The sequence below is a fragment of the Collinsella aerofaciens genome (assembly GCF_032584215.1).
Classification (GTDB): Bacteria; Actinomycetota; Coriobacteriia; order Coriobacteriales; family Coriobacteriaceae; genus Collinsella.
The window spans coordinates 1-429 of the sequence record NZ_JAWHPN010000145.1 but is presented as its reverse complement, the minus strand read 5'-3'; the positions used below and the strand labels follow the sequence as shown (position 1 = coordinate 429).

1 protein-coding gene is annotated in these 429 nt (G+C 58.3%); it reads left to right on the top strand.

Annotated elements, in window-relative coordinates; translation table 11 throughout:
* Window positions 1-26: 26 nt before the first annotated feature.
* On the top strand, window positions 27-429 hold a 403-nt coding region (locus tag RX395_RS10165), incomplete at its 3' end, for a hypothetical protein (protein ID WP_316367408.1).

Below are 429 nucleotides of genomic sequence, written 5' to 3'. Positions count from 1 at the left end.
GAGCATACGAGAAAGGAGCAGGCAAGATGGAATATGTGTACGGAACCGCTGAAATCGACGGCGTGATGCGTGAAAACCTGAAAGTCATTGGCGGCCCGAAGCTGGAGGAGGGGGAGTACCTGACCACGGTTCGGGAGTACGACGACAACACGATCACCGACCGGTGCCGCATTGACCGGCACTATCTGACGGCGGAGGACGAGGACGGGACGAAGTACGACTTCTATGCCATCAGCGAGCATTACCGCTATATCGACCGTACCAAGATGCTGGATGAAACCAAGGCGGCGACGGAGATCGCCTTTGTCGCCCTGGCCGAGACCGGCGGCATCGACGGGACGACTGCCGGGGAACACAAAAATCTGTTTGAGGAATGGCAGGCGGGGGTCTCCTACAAAGTGGGCCAGTACAGGCGCTATGGAGAGAAGC